Origin of the sequence: Synechococcus sp. R6-7, assembly GCF_047461695.1 — a bacterium.
Taxonomy (GTDB): Bacteria; Cyanobacteriota; Cyanobacteriia; order Thermostichales; family Thermostichaceae; genus Thermostichus.
In genome coordinates, this window is record NZ_JANSHS010000383.1 from 1 (window position 1) to 2,602 (window position 2,602).

The following is a 2,602-nucleotide window of genomic DNA, read 5'->3' on the forward strand; positions in this document are numbered from 1 at the left end:
GGCTCAAATGAAAGATCAACACAACCTAGAGTTTCGCCAAGGACTCCGTTCCGCTGTCGCGACCGGACTCGGCCAGAACCGCTATCAGCCCTAAGATCAAGTTTGAAGATCAAGTTTGGCCAGATGCCCGGCCAGCTCTGCTGGGCTGTGGACCAGGGGAGTGGTGATCTGTCCAGCCTGTTGGAGAACAAGCATGAGTCAGTATCTGCCGGAACCTGCTGCTGTGGAGGAGGATCCCAGCTTGTTGGTAGAGCGGCTGCGCCGCAAAGAGGGCCGGTGGCTGGATTGGGCCAAGGCCTGTCAAGCTTTGCAACGACAGAAAATGACTCCCCAGGCCATCTTCGAGGCAACTGGGTTTGAGCCCATTCACCAAAACCAGATCCTTGTTGCGGCCCAAGTTTACGAAGGGATAGCCAAAGCAGGAGCCAGCCCAGCAGTTCTGGAGCATTTTGCCCACAAAGGTAGCGATATCCTCTACGAGTTGCGCATTCTCTCTCCACAGGATCGGGTTCGGGTGGCGGAATTCATCTTCAGTCGCCATTTGCATGCCGATGATGCTCACGAGATCGCCCGCGCGGTGAAAAATTATGCCCAGCTCCAGCAGCTCCCGGAAGGGTTTACGGATCACCCCGGCGATGCGGTGGCCTATCAAGCCTGGCGGACGGCCCAGCAAACCCGCGATCTGCAGGAGCGAACTCGGGCTATCGGTCGAGCGTTTCAGTATGTCCACAGTGATACAGCCCGCCGACAGGTGGAGCAGCTCTTGTCCACGATTGCCACCAGCTCCCGCCCCCAACGCAGCGTTTTGCCCAAGCTGTCGGTGTTTCGCCTGGAAGAAGATCTGCCGCGACTGCTGCCGGTGGCCGGATCCCTGCCTCTTGCAACTGCCGCCTGGGAAGGGATCCCCCCCAGCGAGCCGCAAGGGCCCTTTGGCTGGGTCAACAGCCCGGCGGAGCAGACTTGGATGGCCTTGCCTGCTTGGCCGGTGATTCAAAAGGCCGGGGATCCGGTGATCCTTCAGGTGGAAAACCGGCTTTTGGGATCCCTGTTGGGTTTGCCGGTGCCTGCCGGTGAAGAACAGGATCCGGTTTTGCTGGTGGTCGATCGCGCCGCTCGGGTTTGGGAGGGAGCTCAGATGGCGGGATTTTTCCTGGTGGATCGGGCCGGATCCCTGGCGGTGGAGTGGATAGAAGACTCGCCCTCCTCTCCCCTGTTGGGCCAGGTGCTGATGGCCGTGCGCCCCCCGCGGGTTTTCGATGAGGTGCTGGCTCAGGATCCCTGGCAGTTGGAAGAATAGGCGTTGGGATCCCGCCGTTGTAGCCATTCGTGCTAGTGGTGCAGAGCACCGCGCCTGGACTCGCCCCCATGGCCTCACCCATGGCCTCAATTGAGCAAGGCCAAGTTATCCCGGTGGACGGCAGTATCAACCCCTTCGTAGCCCAGGATGCGGGGAATCTCGGCGGTTTTTTTGCCCTTAATCTGCCGCAGCTCCTCGGCGCTGTAGTTCACCAGGCCCCGCGCCACCTCCTGGCCGCTGGGATCGCACAGGCGCACGGCAGCCCCCGCCTCAAACTCCCCAGAAATGGCTGTGATCCCTGCCGGCAACAGCGAGCGCCCTTGCTCGCACACCGCTCGTACCGCCCCCTCATCCAAAGTCAAAGATCCCTCGGGGATGAGGCCGTAGGCAATCCATCGCTTGCGGGCGCTGGCGGGCTGAGGAGCCGGATCAAAGCGGGTGCCGATGGCCTCGCCGGCCAGAATTGCCGGGATCTGCTCAGGCCGTTTGCCATTGGTGATCACCACCGTTACCCCTGCAGCTGTAGCAATTTGAGCAGCGGTCAGTTTGGTGGCCATGCCGCCGGTGCCCCAGCCGCTTTTCCCCTGGGCTTCGGCCTTCACCTGTAGCGGGATCCCGGGCAACACCCGCTCAATGGGCTGGGCAGAGGGATCTCGGTTGGGGTCAGCCGAATAGAGCTTGTCCACATCGGTGAGCAGGATAAGCCACTTGGCCTGCACCATGCTGGCCACTAACGCCGAAAGCGAGTCGTTGTCACCAAACTTCAACTCTTCCACCGCCACCGTGTCGTTTTCGTTGACGATGGGAATAACCCCCATCTGCAGCAATTGGGCAAACGTGCGATTGGCGTTCACGTAGCGGTTGCGCTCCACCAGATCGCCACGGGTGAGCAGCACTTGGGCAATTGGCTGGTTCAGAGCCGAGAAGAGGTCATCGTAAAGGCGGATCAACCGCCCCTGTCCCACCGCAGCCACCGCCTGCTTCTCGGCAATAGCCGTCGGTCGTTGCCGCCAGCCAAGGCGAGCACAGCCCACCCCCACCGCCCCAGAGGAGACCAAGATCACCGCATACCCCTGCCTGCGCAGGTGGGTCAGCACCTCCACCAGCGGCCCCAACACCGAAAGACGCAACAAGCCGGTCTGAGTATCTGTCAGGCTGGAGGTGCCGATCTTCACCACCACCGTCACGTCTGTTGTTGCCATCGCCGCTCTCAACCCATCCTCCCACCCCTCTATTCACCATAGCGCCACCATAGCGGAGTCAAGACGCAGCTGTATTGACCAAAAGGCGCGGCAAGCCCCGTCC

General features: G+C 61.3%; 2 protein-coding genes. One reads left to right on the forward strand and one right to left on the reverse strand.

Translation table 11 applies throughout. The annotated features are described in order from the left end of the window. Positions 1–193: 193 nt before the first annotated feature. On the forward strand, positions 194–1,297 hold the full coding sequence (gene raf1, locus NW815_RS11215) for a RuBisCO accumulation factor 1 (RefSeq protein WP_414388048.1): 1,104 nt from the start codon (positions 194–196) through the stop codon (positions 1,295–1,297). An 86-nt stretch (positions 1,298–1,383) separates the two neighbouring features. Here the strand turns inward: raf1 and proB are convergent, their stop codons facing one another. Further along, a complete protein-coding gene (gene proB / locus NW815_RS11220; RefSeq protein WP_414388047.1) occupies positions 1,384–2,499 on the reverse strand; it encodes a glutamate 5-kinase in 1,116 nt (371 codons plus the stop codon). Positions 2,500–2,602 lie beyond the last annotated feature (103 nt).